This is a genomic window from Aliidiomarina halalkaliphila (genome assembly GCF_007096385.1).
GTDB classification, from domain to species: Bacteria; Pseudomonadota; Gammaproteobacteria; order Enterobacterales; family Alteromonadaceae; genus Aliidiomarina; species Aliidiomarina halalkaliphila.
In genome coordinates, this window is record NZ_VJWL01000001.1 from 518,911 (window position 1) to 538,028 (window position 19,118).

Genomic DNA, 19,118 nt, shown 5'->3' on the forward strand with positions numbered 1-19,118 from the left:
AACGCTTAAAAAAGAAACAAAACAAAGGAAGTAAGACAGCAACCGTCCCCATGCGATATACTAGGGACACATCAACGTATCATGTGATTTACTCACGAAAACCGCTGGAATTGTTTCATTCATGCAATCTTATCAATTTTTTGTTCCATGTGCCCTCGGGCTTGAGGAATTGCTCGCTCAAGAAATGCAATCTCTGGGTGCGCAAGCGATCAAGCCAACCAATTCAGGTGTAACTTGCACGGGAGATATCGAGTTAGGGTATCGCTTGTGCCTGTGGTCGCGCTTAGGTAGCCGGGTATTGCTTAAGTTGGTCAGTGCAGAAGTGCATGATCGCTTCGCCCTTGAGAAATTGTCGAGTGATTTTCCATGGCACGAGGTGTTCAATGAACGTAATACGTTCGCGGTTCGGTTTAATGGCACGAGCCAGACCTTGCGAAACACTCAGTTTTCCGCGCAAGTGGTAAAAGACGGTATTGTTGATGCGTTTCGCCGGACAGGTGATAAACGCCCAACGGTCGATGCCAAACAAGCGGATATTTCGATTCAAGGCTATTTGCATAAGGGCGAAGTGACGCTGTACTTGGATCTGGCCGGTGCGGGTTTGCATGAACGGGGGTATCGCCAAGCCAAAGGTGCCGCGCCGATTAGAGAGACACTGGCAGCCGCATTGGTGATGCGTGCTGGCTTGCAGGGGACTGCCAGCGAAGCCCCCGAATACTGGCCAGAACTTATTGCCGATCCCACCTGTGGTTCGGGAACTTTATTGATTGAAGCGGCGCTGATGGCGACTGATCGTGCGCCGGGTTTAGGTCGAACCCGTTGGGGTTTCAACGCCTGGCGCGCCCATCGCGCGGACCTATGGAATCGTTTAAAGGACGAAGCACAAAGCCGGTTCGAGCAAGGATTGGCGGCTTGTCATACCCGATTTCATGGCGTGGACCTTGATCCTCAGGTAGTGGAAGCAGCGGAAGGAAATATCGCAGGGTTAGGGCTGTCTGAGATTATTAAAATCGAAACAGGGGAGTTTAATGCCCCTTGGTTGATGAAGCGCTATCGCGGTGCTCGCTCAGGACTGATTCTCAGTAATCCGCCGTATGGTGAGCGCTTAGGAAGTCCATTCGGCGCATGGCAATTTTATCGGAAACTCGGTACTTGGCTACAGCCAGGTATTCCAAATTGGAAGGCCGCAATTTTAGCCCCTGACGAAACTATGATTCGGGCCATGCGAGTTCGCACCGATAAGAAATACAAACTGAATAACGGCGGTATTCCCGTGCTATTGGCAATAATCAATATGCACGAACCACAGGTTCAGTTTGAGCGACCTGAATTGGAATCACTAGCCAATCGTTTGCAGAAGAATTGGAAACACCGTGAAAAGTGGGCTGCTAACGAAGGGGTAAATTGTTTCCGGGTTTATGATGCGGACATCCCTGAATTCAACGCAGCGATCGATTACTACGATGGTGCGTTGGTTATTCAAGAATATGCGGCACCGAGCACCATTCCAGAACAAGTCGCCGAAAAACGCTGGTGGCAAGTGATTGAAGCCGCGTTAGATGGGCTTCCTGTCGATCCCGCTCGAGTCTATACCCGCCAGCGCAAGCGGCAAAAGGGCGAGCAACAGTACGGGCGTGTTTCTGAAGAGAGTGTTGTGGTTGAAGTGCAAGAATATAATGCTCGTTTCTTTGTGAACTTAACCGATTATTTAGATACCGGCATATTCCTCGATCATCGCTGGGTCCGTAAGAGCATTCAGTCGTTATCGAAAGATAAGCGAGTGCTCAACTTATTTGCCTACACGGGAACGGCATCAGTGCACGCGGCTTTAGGTGGTGCAAGTGAAGTAACAACCATTGATTTGTCGAAAACTTATCTCAATTGGGCTAAAGATAACTTTCGTTTAAATCATCTCACGATTTCTCGCCATCCTTTTGTGCATGCAGACTGTATGCAATGGTTAGCTACGGAGTCAGCGAAGGCGAACCCAGAACAATGGGACTTGATCTTCATTGATCCACCAACATTCTCCAACTCAAAACGTATGGACAATGTATTTGATGTGCAGCGCGACCATAGTCTATTCCTCGAGCAGGCGAAAAAGTTATTGGCGCCAGATGGTCTGATTATATTTACCAACAATCGGCGCGGATTTAAGCTTGATCTCGAGGCCGTGGCGGCAATGGGGCTGCAGGCAGAAGACAACACCCGCGCTTCGATTCCGCCAGACTTCGAAAAGCAAAGGGCTGTGCACGTGTGTTGGTACCTGCGCCATGCCTGAATTTTTCTTATTAACTAAAGATAATTGCGCGCTTTGTGTGCACGCGATTCAGTTAATCCATCAGCAAGAGTTGCCCGAGCCGATTCAACTGAATATGGTCGATATCACACATGACCCAGCACTTGTGGTGGAGTATGGCTTGTTGGTGCCCGTGCTCGTGCGGGGTTCTGACGATGCTGAATTAAAATGGCCCTTCGCGGCCGACCAATTGCAGGAATTTCTATCCCAATGAGTGTTGTTTTACGCCTCACCAATGCCCGCTTAGCGTTTGGTACTGCCCCTGTTCTCAATAATGCTGAGTTCACTGTAAGTGCCCAGGAGCGGGTTTGTATTATCGGACGTAATGGTGCCGGTAAGTCGAGCTTATTAAAAGTGCTGCAGGGCTTGGTCGTGTTGGATGAAGGCACGCTGCACCGTGTAGGAAATACGCGCGTCGCCATGTTGCCGCAAGATCCGCCGCGCGATATGCAAGGGTGTGTGTACGATTACGTTGCTGCGGCATTTGCAGACGTTGGGCGCCATCTCACGGCCTATCATGAGCTGTCACAACAACTCGCCAATGATCCTGAGAACGAAGCCGTGCTTGCGCGTTTGATGCGCGCTCAACAAGCGTTGGACGCAGGTGATGGATGGCAGATTCAAAACCAAATCGAACAAATTCTTAGCCGTTTGCAACTTGATGGGGATCAACAGATGACCCATCTTTCCGGAGGCTGGCTACGACGAGTCGCGTTAGCTAAGGCCCTTGCCACGCAACCGGATGTTCTGTTGCTTGACGAGCCGACCAACCATTTGGATGTGGATACGGTTATGTGGCTTGAACAAATGCTTCTGGATTTTCGTGGCGCTATTGTATTTATTAGCCACGATCGGGCATTTATTCGAGCGCTCGCCACACGTATTGTCGATCTCGATCGCGGGGTTTTAACATCGTTTCCGGGGAATTACGACGCCTATTTAACAGAGAAACAACGCTTATTGGAAGTTGAAGAGACGCAAGCTGCACTCTTCGATAAAAAGCTCGCTCAGGAAGAAGCATGGATTCGCCAAGGCGTGAAAGCACGGCGCACTCGCAATGAAGGGCGAGTTCGTGCCTTACAAGCACTACGCAACGAACGCGCGCAACGACGCAATCGTCACGGCCAAGTGAATATTGAACTGGGCTCGGGCGAGCGTTCCGGTAAGGTTGTATTTGAAGCCTCAGATCTTCATCTCACCTTGGGCGGAAAAGAATTAATTCGGGGTTTAGATCTGATCATTCAACGGGGGGATAAACTCGCATTTGTGGGCCCCAACGGGTGTGGTAAGAGTTCGCTGATTCGATTGATTACTGGGGAAAGTGAAGCAACCAGTGGCTTTTGTAAACTCGGCACAAATTTGAATGTGGCCTATTTTGATCAACATCAGCAACAATTAAACCTCGATGCGACAGTGGCTGACAACGTGGGCGAAGGGAAAGTGGATGTAGTTCATCAAGGTCGAACACGCCATATATACAGTTACTTACAAGATTTTCTTTTTTCTCCACAACAGGCACGGATGCCGGTAAGCGCCCTCTCGGGCGGCGAGAAGAATCGGGTGATGTTAGCAAAGATACTCTTGCGGGAAAGTAACTTACTGATTCTCGATGAGCCTACCAACGATTTGGATATCGATACCTTGGAGCTATTAGAGCAAGTTGTTGTTGATTATCCCGGTACAGTACTGATGGTAAGTCATGATCGGGAATTTATCGATCACGCTGCAACCTCGGTGCTGTTGTTCGAAGGGGAAGGGCAGGTCACGGAAATCGTTGGTGGCTTTGACGAAGTACGTCATTATCAGGCGAAACAAGTAGAAAATGCTGCGCCACCCCGAAATAAAAATCAGTCTAATCCTGAAAATTCGGGAACTTCTGCAGGAAAAGAGCACTCAGAGAGCGAGTCCGCTTTAGCTCGGAAGTCGAACAAGTTATCATACAAATTAAAACGAGAGCTCGAACTGCTACCAGGGCACATTGAAACCCTCGAGCGGGAGTTAAATGATTTACAACAACATATAAATGATCCTGAGTTTTTTCGAAAACCGATCACCGAAACCCAACCAACGATGGACCGGTTAAGTGAACTAGAAACGGCGTTAATGGAAGCTTTGGAACGCTGGGATTATTTAGAAAACTTACAAGGTAATTGAATGCGCAATAACAAATTAGCCATCGCTATCTCAACTGCACTCGTATGGGGGATTGGGACCGCGAGTGCAGATTCCATTCCAGAAGGTTATACGGTAACTGAGCTAGCTTTGTTACCGCAGGCTCTCAATATGGTTCCTCATGGAATGAACGAGCAAGGGCGCGTCGTAGGCACGTTAACCGACATTCTGAACCAGAACATCCGTTTAGACCTTCTTGATCCTGAAGACTTCCCGAATGTTGAAGATGTGATGAATCCTACCGATGTTGAGCGTCGCCGTATTCGGGATCGCTTAATTGCCGGGGAAACCGTTTCAACAAGCCCACGGAATCAAAAGCTTGCGATGGAGCTCGGATTTTTATTTGATGTTGAAGAGCGCGAACTTGCAGGATTTGACGAAAACGACGCGGAAACAGGACAACGCTCCGATAGCGCCGATTTTCGTGCATTAAGCATCAACAACCAAGGCATTATTGTCGGTCAGGCGGGGTTGCCTTATCACCGTATCGAAGGCACAGACACTGATGGCGAAGAAGCGACATTTTTTACGCGTGAGTCCTTTCCTGTGGGTGCATGGACCGACGGTGTGAACTATCGCACCGTCACCGGGAACGAAGGACTGATTCAAGGCGGAACAGCTTCACTATATGCCATTAATGACTCGCATCTGGCGGTCGGTTATGCGTCTGTTGCAGATGGTTGGCGCTTAGAAGAAATTTATGATCGTTGTACTACACCTGAGGATGAAGAAGGTGAGCCTATTTCGCTTGAGCCTTTGTCGGTGTGTTTGTGGCGCTTTTGGTTTGCCAATAGTGGTATCCGCGAGGGTGTTCGTACCCCATTTACCGATGAAGAAGCCTACGCATGGCAGTTTGATGCGCAAGGTAATGTCATTGAGCAGGGGCCGCTGGGGTTTGCATTCGACCCAGAAGCTGACTTAGAAGATGGATTTGCTACGGTTCGGTATGCTGCGATTGCCCGGGATGTGAATAATCACGGCGATATCGTCGGTACCTCGCGCCGTGTATTACAGGGCGCGCAGTTCCGTCGTGCCACATGGTTTAACGGTCCAGATGGCCCAGTAAGCCTCCGTTCGGGCACTGGCGATGGCAACATAAGTGAAGCCGTTGCAGTGAATGATCAGCGTATTGTAGTTGGTTATACGGATCGGTTCTTCGACCAAGAACCGCGTTCACGTCTGTTTTATATTGACTTAGACGATCCGGATCTTACGGCGGAGTATCCAGTGGGTTTCTATGCAGCTGGTGCTTGGCGGCCACGTGCGATCAATAACAATAATGTAGTTGTCGGCCGCGCAGAAGTTGAAATCAATGCACAAAGCAACCGACGTTATTCGGGCTTTGTATTTGATATCAATAGCGGTAGTTTACGCAACCTCAACGACTACTTACCCTGTGATGCAACGTTACGAATTATTGATGCGGTAGACATCAATGACTCGGGTGAAATTCTGGCCATGGCCATGACGACGAAACAAGTTGAAGAAGATGGCGATCTGCGTGATTACAATGCGCTAATTTCTGTTGTCTTAAAGCCCAGCTCGCAAGAGCCGGAAGTATGTACAGGCCCAGGTAGTGAAATCGATCGAAATACCCGTAAAGGCGCTTATATGAACCCGATTTCGGTAGGCGTATTAAGCTTGCTTGCACTTATTACATTGCGTCGTAGAAAACAGTCTTAACAGACGATTTTCGTCTAGATCAAAAACATCCCGACTCTCAGCGCCTTAACTCTATTAGGTGATGTGAGTCGGGATTTTTCATTGAACTTTAATCAGTTTGTCACTATCCATAGAGTACGGGCTAGGAAAAAATAAGTCCGTCGCATCTGAAATGGTGTTCAAGAGCAAGTAAGAAAGAGTACGTGACGACCACACTTGTTGTTGAACCATTGATCGCGTTGATTTAACAAACACAGATACCCAATAGGCTGTGGTGTTATTTCAACTGGCTAAAAAGCGACAAAGAGGAAAGTGAAGATGAGAAGACAAAAACGTGACCGTTTAGAGCGCGCACATTCTCAAGGTTTCAAAGCAGGGGTTTCCGGACGTTCCAAAGAAACCTGTCCCTATCAAAGCAACGAAGTACGCTCACAATGGCTCGGTGGATGGCGAGATGCCATGGAAGCTCGAACCGATGGTTTTTATCGACTGTAATAGGTAACGGTCACCAAAAAAGAAAGCCCCCATGTTTGGGGGCTTTGTGGTTATGAAAGCGATTAAAAATATTTAAAAACCAGATGTATCTGTGAAGAGACCCACTTTAAGATCTTTAGCTTCGTAGATCAGTCGGCCATCAACTTCAACATAACCGTCGCCAATCCCCATAAATAGACGCCGCTTAACGACGCGCTTCATATGGATTTTATAAGTTACTTTCTTGGCCGTAGGTAGCACTTGACCGGTAAACTTCACTTCGCCTACACCTAGAGCACGCCCACGCCCAGGGCCGCCAGAACAGGCCAAGAAAAAGCCGAGTGTTTGCCACAATGCGTCTAGACCTAAGCAGCCAGGCATGACTGGATCACCAGGGAAGTGACAAGCAAAGAACCATAGATCTGGATGAATATCGAGCTCCGCTTCGATGTATCCCAATCCAAAATCACCACCGTCATCATTCATGATTGTGATACGGTCCATCATGAGCATATTAGGCGCAGGTAACTGACTATTTCCTGGACCGAACATTTCGCCACGGCTACACGCCAATAGTTCTTCCCGAGTATAACTAGATTGCATGGTACACACCTTGTTGTTGACCCCGTTAACGATCACAGGCCACTTAATAAAATTGCCGCTAGCTTAGCGAACAGGTGTACGCTAGACAAGTCCGAACAGTTACGATCATCACCCGAAAACAATTAGCTACGACTAAATAAGCGCTTTAACAACGAAGGTCGGGCTGGGTGCTGATGCGCTAAGGCATCTTGTAAACGATGATGAACCCGGCCAAATAGGGTGTCTTTATCATCACTGAGTGGTTCGCCGCATGGCGTATTCATCAGTAACTCAAACGCCTCTGTGGCATGATTCACCGCATAAACAGCAAATTCTCCTGCAGCGACCGCATCGATAACTTCCTGGCGTAAATGCAAATTAATCATATTCGATTTAGGCACGATTACTGCGTGACGCGTATTTAATCCGCGCATTTTGCAAATTTCAAAATAGCCATGAATCTTTTCGTTAATCCCGCCGATCGCTTGCACATTGCCAAACTGATCGATAGCTCCAGTCACAGCAATGCTTTGATCAATTGGTGTTTCACTCAAGGCAGACATTAAACAACATAACTCTGCTAAAGATGCCGAATCCCCATCAACTTCATGATATGACTGCTCAAATACGAGCGTGGCCGACAGCGGCATGGGCTCCTGTCGAGCAAACAGGTTTGCAAGGTAAGCGGTTAGAATCATGATGCCTTTGGTGTGGATCGCTCCTGATAACTCGGCCTTGCGCTCAATATCAATAATATCGCCTTCACCATAATGCACGGTGGCGGTAATCCGCGACGGTTCACCAAATTCAATGCCAGCCATTGAAACCACCGTAAGGCCATTAATCTGACCGATTGCTTCACCTTCTGTGTCGATAATAATTTGTCGTTCTAGAATCGACTGCCAATTTAGCTCCGCGAGAAGCCGCTCACGATGCTCCGCATCATGAATTGCTTGCTCAATAAATGTGCCATTAATACTCGGTTCACCGGCTTCGCGCGCAAGCGTATTGGCTTCTTCAAGAATTTGAATAAGTGCCACCGCATCTAAACTTAACTCGTTTTGATGTTCTGCCATTTCCGCACTGAAATTTAATAATGCCAAGCGAGCACAATCTGTTAGGGGCGCGCAGCGTGCAGTATTTTGTAAATAGCTTAAAAAACGACCGTAGGGCGCTTCACCAAATTGATTCACCGCGTAGAAACTACGAAATTCTGCAAAGTAGGGGAAGAAATTACTAAATTCAGCATCGAGCTCACGCAGTTGCGCGAATAGGTCACGTGAGCCGACTAAGATCAGTTTTATATCAATAGGAATCGGCTCAGGTTCATAATGCAAGGTACCCTGGGGAGAGGCCGGTAGCTGTTGCCACTGGTAGGTTCCAGAGCGAATCACATGTTTGAGTTGACGCCAGAGCTCGGGTTGGATCAGCAACTCATTGGCTTGAATCAATAACGTTCCGCCATTGGCCTCAAGCAGTGCGCCTGACCGTATTAAATGCAGCTCTGTATTTATCTGCCCTTCCACGTTTTGCACGCGAATATCGCCAAATAGCGTCGTTGCTGTCACGCGATCACAATAAACCCACGCGCGCGGCTCTTGGTGGCTCACAATAATGTTTGCCAGCTCATTACCTGGAATGTCTTCAAAGGCTTTATCTGCAATAAGTTGTAAGTAGTGTCGATAGCCCGCCGAATTATACTTGTCTGCCAACTCAGTGATGGATCCCTTCCGTTCATTAACCGGGGTATTCAGATAACCCCAAAGGTCAATGAGCGCTTGTTCAGCTGCACCGGCAGGAAGACTTACGCAGAGTGGGGCACGCTCGTCTTCTGGATTCGCTAGATAGACCCAATCTTGCATTCCTTGGCTCGACCATTGCTGACGTTCACTTAATTGCTGAATGATATCGTGGGCGATCATTCCCGCGGGTAAACTCATATACACATGAGAATACGCAGAGCGTTGTTGTTGTGCCCGTGCAACAGCCGTCAGCGCACGCTCTTGCCCTACCAATGCATCCGGCTCATTAGTTGCATCCATGCCCTGTAACCACGGCACAGCGTCGGATTTCAGTTGTTTGGGAGCAAGCAACAAGTGTGTCGCTTGATTTCGCGCCATCGATTTATCATTCATGGGGTGATCTAAATTCAATTAACTGAGAATATACACATCATACGTGAATGACTTCACTCGGTGAAGCAAACAAGAGAGATATGGATGTTGAGAGCCTTTAATTTCCAACCCTGTAAATGTCGCATCAGCGCTATGTTGCCATTTGTTTGTATCGGTGGCTTGCTGAGCATGGTAAGTCACGCCGACGATGATGTGCAGCAGGGGCCTCCACTCGGTTGGAGCTTTGGTGCTGCAGTGATTAGTAATGACTTGAGTTATCGTGGTGTCGACTCAGACGTTATTGTGGTGCCCGCAGTCGGTTATGAAGGAGAGGATTATTTTATTCGCGGGCTAAGCGTTGGACGCCATCTTTATCGGGATCGGGCGCAGCAACTATGGACGACGGTGAATTTGGATCTTTCCCGTTTCAAGCCCTCCGAAAGTAGTGATGTCCAGATGCAGCAACTGGATTCACGGAAAATCAGCGCCAACTGGGGACTCGGCTATCGCTATACGCCTAACCGCTGGGTAAACCTAACATTCACAGTAAATACTGACGTAAGCGGTCGTCACAATGGTCAAAGGGCGCAAGCGCAGTATGCGTTACCCCTAAATCGCCCGATGCAGGCGTGGCAAATATCGCCACAAATCGGTGTGAACTATATGAGTAAAGATTACGTGAATTACTACTTTGGGGTCAGTGAAGTTGAAGCAATAGGTTCAGGGATTTCAGAGTACCGAGGCGATCACAGTGTAAATCCATTTGTCGGCGTGAGTGGCTATCAGTATTTTAGTGAGCGCTTAAGTATGGCAGCCGGATACCAATACTCGCGCACCGCGAGCGGGATTGCTAACAGCCCTATGGCGACCCAGCGTAGCTATCGCACCATTTTCGTAACCTTATTGTACCGTTGGTAAGGGGCGCAGAGCTCCCTTTATAAGAGAGGCAAAAAAAAGCCCGCAAAAAGCGGGCTTTCTGTACGAACGTAATTAGAAGCGGTATTGCACACCCACACGGAACTCGTTGCTCACACTTCGGTTGTTCAAGCTGTAACTTCCTGTTACCGCAAGATTGTTATCCAGTTTATAGGTCAACCCACTGCGAAAACGGAAAAAGCCGTCGACCGCGGTATCATGTAATAACTCGAACTTACCATCAAAGCGAGGATCAAAGGCGTAAGTAACACCTGCGCCAAAATAGATACCGTCATCCACCGAGTAGTCCGAATAACCAGCTGCAATAAACAGTGGTGCTCCGCCCAAGGCTGCTTCAGTTAGGTACACGCCGCCGACACGGAAAATTGTGTCGAAGGTATCGCCAATTTCAGCATTCAGCACAAATCGATCGGCAACGTGGGTTGACCCTTCTAGGTAAAAGCCACTGTCGCCGAAATCGTAATAACCACCACCCACGTAATTCCACGGTGACGCTGATGCAGTACCCACGGTGCCAAAGGCGAGGGCGCCTGTTGCAGCGGCGCACATAAGTACCGACTTAATCGACTTCATTTTCATAGGTTAGGTTCCTTTTGGCTGTAAAACAACGCCTTGAATATAGATAAAATGGTTTATCTTTACAAAGGCGTGCCCAGTAAAAACAGTGTAAAGCAGTCAGGCTTGCTTTATTAAATCACTGATATTAAGTCATTTTCGACCTAACTTTTAGAATCCTGGCCCATCATTTCTTTAACTATTGTCTTAAATGACTCATCTTGCGGAGAGACTGCGCTTCGGAAAGCTTCAATCCGCGTTCCATCCGCGCTAATGAGGTACTTATGGAAGTTCCAGCGAGGTTCATCGCCAGTCACGTCCGTTAGTGCTTGATGTACGCTGTTCGCAGATTCACCACGCACTGGTGTGGTGGCCATCATTGGAAAACTTACGCCAAAGTTGCGAAAACAGACTTCTGCAGTGTCGGCTTCGTCTTGGTGTTCCTGACGGAAACTATCTGAGGGAAAGCCAAGTATCACAAACGAATCGTCTTTAAACTCTTGGTAAAGTGACTCGAGGTCTGCAAATTGACCAGTAAATCCGCATTGGCTTGCGGTATTTACGACAAGCACCACGCGATCACGGGTGAGCTCACACAGGTTATGGTGTTCCGTCGAGTGTAAAGCCCGCATATCGTGATCAAATACATTCAAGCAGCCGTTCTCAGCAATTTGCAGAGGTGCACTAGTGGCTGCGGGTTCCTCGGCATTTGCGCTCACCGTCATTGGAAAGGCGACAACTAAAGCATATAAGCAAGCGCCGGCACACAGGCGCAACAAAACCTCAGTTCGGTTAGTTAATGCGTTCATTTGGTTCTACTCCTTAACACGATAAAATCGTCGTTGCTGATCATGGTACTATGTATGTGAGATATACGAGCAAGTTAGTTTGTCCGATCATGACAAGGCAATTTAGTGACATGAATCGTCTACAAGTATAGTGCAAGGCGTCGCTACGTGAATCTTTAACAAGTTCGGGAGGGATTGCCGATAAAGATTCACGAAAATGATGCCTGGAAACAGGCCTTACGCCAGTCTATCCCATATCTGAGGCACACGCACGTCATTTCGTATAATGTATATTATGTTAAATTAGATATTAATCACCAAGAACGATGAATCTACAACGGTGGGCAGAAACCCAGCTCCCCTTTTCTCAGCGAAAGGAAAATAATCATCGTTAATCAATAAAGTATAGACACCCAAGTGCGTCGCAAGGACGTTTGAGTGAAGGAACCCAGTTGCTTTAAAGGGTTAATGTTTTGTGGTTATGGCTTTTCGAGAATCGCGAGGGCTTCAATGGCCATTTCATCACCAAGCGCTTCTGCGCGGCGCAGATACGACATGCCTTGGGCTATGGTGGTGTCATCGGCACCATGGCGCACAAGATAAATACCACGATGTGCCATTACCCGCCCATTGCCTTGTTCAATAAAATATTGTGCCCAAGGTGACGTTATGGGTCTACTTAACGCATAGGTCAATTGTTGAAATGAATCACCATTGGTTGCTGCTTGTAAACGCCAATAGTTTTGGTCCGCCCACGTTGAATGGTACATGGGCTTTTTGAAATGAAGCTCATCCTTTGTTCGATCTAAAGACACCACGTAATCGCCATCGGTGAACCGACGACTGCGCATTCGTTTTTGGATGTCATCCATAATCTCAGGAATAGTTTCAATAAACGCTTGCTGTTCTTCATCAGAATCATCCAGTTCATCGTGCCAATGACTAAAGGTTGTGTCACGATTCACACGGGTAACGAAAAACCGAGGAAATTTATCAGGAACAGGATGACTCAAACGCGAGCGTTTTAAGGCCGGATATCCTGTTTGAGCCTCATGATCCGCGTAAAATGGTTCGGCGGGTTGTTCGTTTAGTCGCTCATCCAACAGAAACTCATAAGCCATTTGATTCGTGCGCAGACTGTCATTCATAATGACTAAGCTGGTTTGTGCAATCTCGTTACCCAGTATGGCCGGAGAAAAATAGTGATCGAGTAATTGATTAAAACGCTCAGCGCCAATGTCACTCATGTTGCTGGTAAATCCAAAGGACACAGTTCTTGCATCAGGCCCGTCGCTTTCGTCAAATCGCCAGTTTCGAATCCCCCGCTCCACAGCGGAAACAAAGGCTTTGCTATAGAAACCCTCATAAAAATTGGCTGAGGTTGTACCGTCTGGGTGAATGAGGTAACTCATGATAAAGGTAGTTATTTTCCCCAGCTCGCTGGGAGGAAATCGAATTGAAGGCTCTTTCACTCGTTTCCGAATGTGACGCTCGTCTTTGACGTTATACGGCGACGTGATAGCGGTGTCGTCACCGTACAATACAACTCGCACCTCTTGTTTCAGCGCCGCTGCACGTTGTTGCGTGCGGGACATAACATCGTCATCGACCGTATCGCGCCAAGGGTCGAGGTACTGCTGTGCTCTGTGATCGCCCCACTCGTCGGCAATTAGTAAATAGGCGTAGCCCGTTTGCGGATCCGCAGGCACACCGTCGCCGTTTATATACATAACCCCAAGCATTAGTGCCGCTTGTTTGCTCGAGGTCTTAAAACGATAGTCAAAGATCGCGTGTGCCAGGGTAAAATCTTCGCTAGCATAGGCCTTAAGGCCTTCGCTCATAGGCTGTGCGTGCGAATTAGGCAAAATACTTAAGCAAAGAAAGCTGGTGAGAAAAGTAAGTTTTGCTATTGGGTTCATCACATCCTCCATGACCTGTAAATCAGTAGATATATTTAGTTTGAACTTACATTAATCATCGTTAGGGCCTCGATGGCCATGGACTCACCTGCCTCTGCAGCTCGCTGCAAATAGGCCAGCCCTTGTTCAATCGTTTCGTCATCACGACCAAACCGCAGCAAATACAGTCCGCGATGTGACATCACTAAGGTATCCCCTTTTTCAATCAAATAATGTGCCCATGACGATGAAGCAGGATTCCATAGCGCGTAACGAAGCTGATGATAGTAGGAGCCATTAGTTGCCGCTTGCCATTCCCAATAAAGATGCAGTGACCATTCAGGTTGATATTGAGGCTTGCGAAACTCAAGAACATTGTCCTTTTCGTTAAAGGTCACCACATACTCGCCATCGTCGAAGCGACGACTGCGTAGATGGCGTGATATTCGTGGCATCGCGCTATCAACGGCTTCTTGAAGTAACGATTCGTCATCTGCTTTCGTATCGTCAAGCCAACGGTCAAACGCGGACTCTCGATTTTCGCGCCGTACTATAAACTTCGGTAATGCTTTAGGTATGACACTCGGAATGCGGCGGGCACTCAGGTCTCGCAGATTATCAAACGCATCAATATGTTGAAAAAATGGTTTCGGGGGCGTGCTATTCAGTTCAGAATCGTACACGACTTCCCATGCATCCGTTCGTTTTGCATTGCGCATGAAAATCGCCATGCTATATTGCGACTCTTCGTCTCCACGAATTGCCTTTGGAAAACGTTCGGCCAATTGCTGATTAAATTCCAGTACCCCTTCTTTGCTTAAGTACGAACCGAAGGTGAACCCAGAGTATGCAGGGCTAGGAAATTCGTCCTGTTCGAATTTCCAGTTGCTAATATCTCGTTCAACAACCGACCGAAAATCGCGAAGCGACCAGCCAACATGCCGTATAGCGGATGTCGAACCGTCAGGTGCAATGAGGTAACTGGATATAAACGACGTAAGCGCCCCATGTCTAAATGGTGGGTATGAAATAGATGGTCGCGAAATACGGGTTCGTCTTTCTCGGGTGCGTTCGACATTGTAGCGCCAGTCAAGCTCATCCAACGCCTTTTTGTAAGAAATCTTAATCTGTGACTTGAGTTCATCAGCACGATGTCGGACTTGTTCAATTATCCCGGCGTCTGTTTGCTCAAGCCAAGGTTCTAACATGTCCGTGGCGCGCGGGTCGTTAAGATCACTGGCGATCTGTAAATAAGCGTAACCTTCTATCGGGTTGGGTGACACCCCTTCCCCAACCAAATACATAGTCGCGAGCATAAAAGCTGCCTGCTTGCTTCTAGTCTGAAAACGATATTGGAATACCTCATATGCGGTTTCGTAATTTTCTTTGTCGTAGGCCTTAAGGCCTTCGCTCATGGGCTGTGCGTGCGAATTAGGCAAAATACTTAAGCAAAGAAAGCTGATGAGAAAAGTAAGTTTTGCTATTGGGTTCATCCTATCCCCTTATTATTTTATAACCTGTCCAAGTCCAGCTGAAACGCTGTGATAACTGATAAGTGTGATAAAAAGATAAGCCTAAGATACCGAATTATCACATAATGTCCAAAAAAAATGCAGCGGAGATAACCGCTGCATTTACTCTGTATTGAACTACATAAACGCTCTCCCTTTCGGGAAAACAGCTATTTTGCGTGTTTTAATACTTCGGTTAGGCCTGCTACAGCGCCACCAATGTTGCTTAATTCCGCGGGTAAAATCAGGGTATTGCCAGCTTTCGCTAAATTACCGAACTCTTTCACATATTGCTCAGCAACACGCAAGTTCACCGCGTCTTTACCACCAGGCTCATTAATGGCCATCGCAATTTTGCGCAAACCTTCCGAGGTTGCCGTAGCAATCAGTTCGATTTCTTTGGCACGACCTTCAGCTTCGTTAATTTGCTTCTGCTTCTCTGCTTCCGACAGGTTGATCACTTCTTGGCGATTACCCTCAGACACGTTGATCAGGGCCTGGCGCTCACCTTCTGATTTGGCGATAGCGGCACGACGTTCGCGCTCAGCACGCATTTGCTGCTCGAGAGCATCTTTAATAGACGCGGGTAATTCAATGTCAGAGATTTCATAACGCAGTACCTTAATACCCCAAGGTGCTGCTGCTTCATCAAGGGCGCGTACGACTTCTTCGTTAATCGCAGCACGTTCTTCGAAGGTTTTATCTAAATCTGTTTGACCAATCACTGAACGCATCGTGGTTTGCGCCAACTGTGATGCGGCATATCGGTAATCATTAATACCGTAAGAAGCTTTATAGGCATCGATGACTTGAATATAGAGAACGCCGTTGATACCGACTTGAATGTTGTCTTTGGTAACACAAGCTTGGCGCTCAACGTCGATCACCTCTTCTTTCAAGGTCTGGATGTATGCAACTTTATCGATAAAGGGAATTAAAATATGAAACCCTGAATCCAATGTGCGCGAGTATTTACCCAGACGCTCAATCACGAAGTTAGACCGTTGCGGAACAATGCGTGCGGTTTTGACAATGGTGATAATCACCGCAATGGCAAAACCTATTGATAAAATTGTACCGATGTTAATTTCTTCCACAGTAATCTCCTTTGGCGACAGGCTCAGAATGGCCTGACAAAATACGTTGTATTATGAGTTTTTGGGTGCGATTTGCGGGCGATTGGCGCTGACGGTTAAACGGATACCCTCATTTTTAACGACCCAGGCGATATCGCCTTTCTTTAACGGATCGTCGGATAGCGCATCCCAAGCCACGCCATTGAGTACCACGCGCCCTGCCCCTTGGTTAAAATCAGTTTGTACGGTAACACGTTCGCCCAAATCTTTTTGAAAGACGGTTCCGTGTTCGCCATCTTTATCAGCAGTAAAGCCCGAGAACCAGCGCTTAAATTTACCGCGAGCAGTAAGTAATAGTGTAATGCTTACCAGTCCAAATAACGTGTACTGAGCGGTTGTCGACTCAATCAATCCAAAATGTAGCGCAAGCCCAGTAATAATGGCCCCGAGACCTAAGAACACCGCGATAATGCTGGTGGCTAGCAGCTCCGAAATAATCAAAACCACGCCGATTAAAATCCACCACATGGCTGTTGTCATGAGTTGTCCTTTTTGTTGTTTTTAATCACAAAAGTACCATCTAAATAGGCCCGTTGCGCCTTGGCGTCGGTCACCATCAGTTCGCCGTGATCATTGTTGCAGCGATAATGAAACGCCGCTTCAGCGGGCAAAATCAGGGGACGCCGAAAACTAATGTCCATCGTAGTGACATCTGCATTCAGATGACGTTCCAATTCCGCCTGAGCATATGCCACGGAATACATTCCGTGGATAATGGGGCGTTCGAAGCCAAACCAACGAGAAAGCCACGGATGCAGATGAATCGGATTATAATCCCCGCTTAAGTTCGCATAAGAGCGCCCTAACTCGCTACTCATTTGCCACAGCGCGGTATGCTCGTAATCAGTGAGATCTGGGGCGGGAATGCTACGCTTGCGCCCTTTCAGGGGTGGTTCCCCTGCCCCCACTTGGTACGTACTGATGCACTGTGCTCGCAACGTACCCTCTTGATAAAACAAGACTTCATAAATTGGACGAACCCGTTTACGCGTAGCTGCCCGTTCCGGCATGCGGATATGCACTTTTAACTGAAATGGCGTTTTTTTAAGAATAGGCGCCGATAGGACCATCTTGTTGGCCACATGCACCATGCCTAAAATTGGCCACGGGAAACGTTCATCGAGCATGGCAGCAAGATGCGCTCGCTGAGCGATCAAGTATAAATAGGTAAGCGGAATATCGCTGCTAAAGCCTTGAAATGCATTGTGATAACGCAATAAATGGGCTTGTTCAATGGGATCGACAGAAAAGTGAAAGGTAATATCTTCCGGCTCAGATTCTGGTCCCTTACGGCGAATCATGGTTGGAACTGCTTTGAGAAGCATCATTGGTAGCCCGGGTAGCGCATGTCGTGCTTCACCACGCGCAGTGGCTGACTCATGTGACGTCGACATAAACCTGACTCCATTCAAACCCAATATAACGGGGATAGAATAGCAAACTTACAGCTTTGAAGTGTAACTATTTTGTTGTTTCAACAGGAATCAATTGTTAACAATTGTATCTGCTAATGCCTTCTGAATATCTTCTTAAAATAGCAAGTCATTGGAGCCCTGTTTGAGACACATGCGGAATTCTCGTATGCTGTGCCCTCTCTTGTTTAGAAAATAGGATAACTATCATGCTCACATTGCTAGGCGCTTCTGTTAGCACCGCCTTAGTTGCCTCGGCAGCCACGGTATCCATTCCAACTCATGACGCATTTTTCGACAATATCCGGCAGTATTGCGGTCAGGCATTTGAAGGCCGTGTAGTCGAAGACAACTTTACCGGCGTAGAAAACTTCAAAGAAAACCGGTTAGTTATGCATGTGCGTAAATGCTCTGAGAATGAGTTACAAATCCCCTTTCATATCGGTGATAACCATTCGCGTACTTGGATTCTAACGAAAACTGGCGCAGGCATTAGTTTGAAGCACGATCATCGAAATCCTGATGGCAGCGATGATGATGGCACTATGTATGGTGGTCATACCGTAGATGCGGGATGGGAGTTCGCCCAATCATTCCCTGCGGATCACTATTCAAAAGAAGACTTTATCCGCCGTAAGATTCCTCAAAGCATTTGGAATACCTGGCATATGTACATCTATCCAGACGACTTCTTTAGCTACCGGTTAACGCGCGAAGGACGAGAACTACGGGTTGATTTCGATTTGACCAATCCGGTCGATTTACCACCAACACCTTGGGGTTATGAAGACACAGATTAAATACCTCGTGTCTGCACAAGCTCGTTAGCATAAAGCCGGCATCAGGTGACTGAGCCGGCTTTTTAGTGGCCTACCTATCGCTTAGTAGCTTGCGGCTGACCGTTCAGTTGGAATTAACACGGTATCGATGACGTGGATCACACCATTATCCGCTTGAATATCTGCAGTAACAACGCGTGCCCCACCGTTGATGCGCACGCCATAGCCAGTTGCATCAATAGCTAGTGATTGTCCTTGCAAGGTTTCAGCGTACAAAGACTGATCAGCGATATCGTCGCTACTCACTTCGCCCGACACCACGTGGTAAGTTAGAATTGCGGTGAGTTGCTCACGGTTTTCAGGTTGGAGCAAGGACTCTAATGTACCTTCTGGGAGTGCCGCAAAAGCCTCATCGGTGGGCGCAAATACGGTAAAAGGCCCTTCCCCATTTAAAGCATCAATAAGATCTGCCGCGCCTAGGGCTGCGACAAGGATAGTGAACTTATCATTACCAGCGGCGATATCAGTGATCGAGCCTTTCTTGTCTTGGTAACTTGAATACTCGCTCTTCTCTTTCTCTTTATCACGGTCACCACCATGATTGTGAGCAATGGCAGCCCCGCTTAAAGCAAATAAAGAGACCAATACCGTCGTAATCGCATTGCGAGTTAAGTGTTTCATGGTTCTTTCCTCCAGGATTGTTTGTAAGTCTAAGCAAAAATGAAGCCTCGCTTAGGGAACGCAGGATTGAAATAATCTGCTGAGTCATGGAGGTATACGCAGGGAAAACAAAAAATGGA

At 47.6% G+C, this 19,118-nt stretch carries 17 protein-coding genes; 7 read left to right on the forward strand and 10 right to left on the reverse strand.

The window, feature by feature from the left end:
* Positions 1 to 121 precede the first annotated feature (121 nt).
* The 5 genes from rlmKL to rmf all read left to right on the forward strand — a co-directional run bounded on the left by rlmKL (position 122) and on the right by rmf (position 6,628).
* Positions 122 to 2,281, forward strand: a complete 2,160-nt coding sequence (gene rlmKL, locus FM042_RS02435) for a bifunctional 23S rRNA (guanine(2069)-N(7))-methyltransferase RlmK/23S rRNA (guanine(2445)-N(2))-methyltransferase RlmL (RefSeq protein ID WP_143234155.1) — start codon at positions 122 to 124, stop codon at positions 2,279 to 2,281.
* The gene (locus tag FM042_RS02440; RefSeq protein WP_143234156.1) at positions 2,274 to 2,513 is read left to right on the forward strand and encodes a glutaredoxin family protein; all 240 of its coding nucleotides are present in this window, start codon (positions 2,274 to 2,276) and stop codon (positions 2,511 to 2,513) included. The genes rlmKL and FM042_RS02440 overlap by 8 nt, the downstream gene beginning before the upstream one ends.
* Positions 2,510 to 4,453 carry an ATP-binding cassette ATPase Uup gene (uup, locus tag FM042_RS02445; RefSeq protein ID WP_143234157.1) on the forward strand — a complete coding sequence of 648 codons (1,944 nt, stop codon included), beginning with the start codon at positions 2,510 to 2,512 and terminating at the stop codon, positions 4,451 to 4,453. The genes FM042_RS02440 and uup overlap by 4 nt, the downstream gene beginning before the upstream one ends.
* Positions 4,454 to 6,154, forward strand: a complete 1,701-nt coding sequence (locus FM042_RS02450; RefSeq protein ID WP_143234158.1) for a DUF3466 family protein — start codon at positions 4,454 to 4,456, stop codon at positions 6,152 to 6,154.
* A 297-nt stretch (positions 6,155 to 6,451) separates the two neighbouring features.
* Positions 6,452 to 6,628, forward strand: a complete 177-nt coding sequence (gene rmf / locus FM042_RS02455) for a ribosome modulation factor (RefSeq protein ID WP_143234159.1) — start codon at positions 6,452 to 6,454, stop codon at positions 6,626 to 6,628.
* 72 nt (positions 6,629 to 6,700) lie between these two features.
* On the opposite strand, the gene fabA is transcribed toward rmf, so the two are convergent.
* Both fabA and FM042_RS02465 read right to left on the reverse strand, forming a co-directional pair.
* Entirely contained in the window at positions 6,701 to 7,210 is a 510-nt protein-coding gene (fabA, locus tag FM042_RS02460) for a 3-hydroxyacyl-[acyl-carrier-protein] dehydratase FabA (RefSeq protein ID WP_185960668.1), read from the reverse strand.
* Between the two features lie 122 nt (positions 7,211 to 7,332).
* The gene (locus tag FM042_RS02465; RefSeq protein WP_143234161.1) at positions 7,333 to 9,324 is read right to left on the reverse strand and encodes an AAA family ATPase; all 1,992 of its coding nucleotides are present in this window, start codon (positions 9,322 to 9,324) and stop codon (positions 7,333 to 7,335) included.
* 132 nt (positions 9,325 to 9,456) lie between these two features.
* Here FM042_RS02465 and FM042_RS02470 point away from each other — a divergent pair, with 132 nt between their 5' ends.
* Entirely contained in the window at positions 9,457 to 10,221 is a 765-nt protein-coding gene (locus FM042_RS02470) for a MipA/OmpV family protein (RefSeq protein WP_185960669.1), read from the forward strand.
* A gap of 72 nt (positions 10,222 to 10,293) precedes the next feature.
* Here FM042_RS02470 and FM042_RS02475 read toward each other — a convergent pair whose 3' ends face one another.
* From FM042_RS02475 to FM042_RS02505, 7 genes are all read right to left on the reverse strand, one after another.
* On the reverse strand, positions 10,294 to 10,818 hold the full coding sequence (locus tag FM042_RS02475) for a hypothetical protein (RefSeq protein ID WP_143234163.1): 525 nt from the start codon (positions 10,816 to 10,818) through the stop codon (positions 10,294 to 10,296).
* A gap of 140 nt (positions 10,819 to 10,958) precedes the next feature.
* On the reverse strand, positions 10,959 to 11,603 hold the full coding sequence (locus FM042_RS02480) for a glutathione peroxidase (RefSeq protein ID WP_143234164.1): 645 nt from the start codon (positions 11,601 to 11,603) through the stop codon (positions 10,959 to 10,961).
* 458 nt (positions 11,604 to 12,061) lie between these two features.
* A complete protein-coding gene (locus tag FM042_RS02485; RefSeq protein WP_143234165.1) occupies positions 12,062 to 13,501 on the reverse strand; it encodes an SEL1-like repeat protein in 1,440 nt (479 codons plus the stop codon).
* A 35-nt stretch (positions 13,502 to 13,536) separates the two neighbouring features.
* A complete protein-coding gene (locus FM042_RS02490; RefSeq protein ID WP_185960670.1) occupies positions 13,537 to 14,895 on the reverse strand; it encodes an SEL1-like repeat protein in 1,359 nt (452 codons plus the stop codon).
* 266 nt (positions 14,896 to 15,161) lie between these two features.
* Positions 15,162 to 16,088 (reverse strand): SPFH domain-containing protein, encoded by a 927-nt coding sequence (locus tag FM042_RS02495; protein WP_143234167.1) that lies wholly within the window; start codon positions 16,086 to 16,088, stop codon positions 15,162 to 15,164.
* 51 nt (positions 16,089 to 16,139) lie between these two features.
* Positions 16,140 to 16,607 carry an NfeD family protein gene (locus FM042_RS02500; RefSeq protein ID WP_143234168.1) on the reverse strand — a complete coding sequence of 156 codons (468 nt, stop codon included), beginning with the start codon at positions 16,605 to 16,607 and terminating at the stop codon, positions 16,140 to 16,142.
* Positions 16,604 to 17,521, reverse strand: coding sequence for a MaoC/PaaZ C-terminal domain-containing protein (locus tag FM042_RS02505; RefSeq protein WP_143234169.1), 918 nt, complete (start codon positions 17,519 to 17,521; stop codon positions 16,604 to 16,606). Before FM042_RS02505 ends, FM042_RS02500 begins: the two co-directional genes overlap by 4 nt.
* A 227-nt stretch (positions 17,522 to 17,748) precedes the next feature.
* Here FM042_RS02505 and FM042_RS02510 point away from each other — a divergent pair, with 227 nt between their 5' ends.
* Positions 17,749 to 18,339 carry a hypothetical protein gene (locus FM042_RS02510; protein ID WP_143234170.1) on the forward strand — a complete coding sequence of 197 codons (591 nt, stop codon included), beginning with the start codon at positions 17,749 to 17,751 and terminating at the stop codon, positions 18,337 to 18,339.
* 81 nt (positions 18,340 to 18,420) lie between these two features.
* On the opposite strand, the gene FM042_RS02515 is transcribed toward FM042_RS02510, so the two are convergent.
* Entirely contained in the window at positions 18,421 to 18,999 is a 579-nt protein-coding gene (locus FM042_RS02515; protein WP_143234171.1) for a fasciclin domain-containing protein, read from the reverse strand.
* Between the last annotated feature and the right edge of the window lie 119 nt (positions 19,000 to 19,118).